Raw genomic sequence first — 445 nt, 5'->3', positions numbered from 1 at the left:
CGTCGGCGGAATGGTGGTAGCGAGATTGCGCGGCTTGAAGGCCGTCGAGGTGATCCAGTAGATCGGCGCCAGGAAGATCAACGTGATGACCAATACGGCGGCGATCGCCACCCGGTTCAGCGCGCGTTCGGAGCGGGTTTGGACGGCAGCCATCTCAGCGCTCCTTCACTTTGTTGAGGTACTTGACGTAGATGTTGGTGATCGCAAGAACCATGATGAGCACGATGTAGGCGAGTGCGCAGGAACGCCCCGTCTGCCATTCCTGGAAGGCCATCTTGTAGAGCCGGATGGAAATCACCTCGGTCGTCGGTTGGCTGGTCAGGATGTAGGCGAGGTCGAAGGTCTTGAAGGCCTCCATCGTACGGAAGATGATTGCGATCATCAGGATCGGCGCCACCAGCGGCAGCGTGATGCGGAAGAAGGTATAGAACGGTCCCGCCCGGTC

The 445-nt window shown here is 59.3% G+C and carries 1 protein-coding gene and 1 pseudogene; both read right to left on the bottom strand.

All coding sequences use genetic code 11. The annotated features are described in order from the left end of the window. Positions 1-153, bottom strand: a pseudogene (locus FY112_RS00070) (carbohydrate ABC transporter permease); the annotation flags it as partial. A gap of 1 nt (position 154) precedes the next feature. Beyond that, positions 155-445 (bottom strand): ABC transporter permease subunit (locus tag FY112_RS00065; RefSeq protein ID WP_151517327.1); only part of this gene is annotated, 291 nt, incomplete at its 5' end.

Origin of the sequence: Rhizobium sp. PEPV16, from assembly GCF_008919455.1 — a bacterium.
GTDB lineage: Bacteria > Pseudomonadota > Alphaproteobacteria > Rhizobiales > Rhizobiaceae > Rhizobium > Rhizobium leguminosarum_Q.
This window is presented reverse-complemented; position numbering and strand designations above follow the sequence as displayed.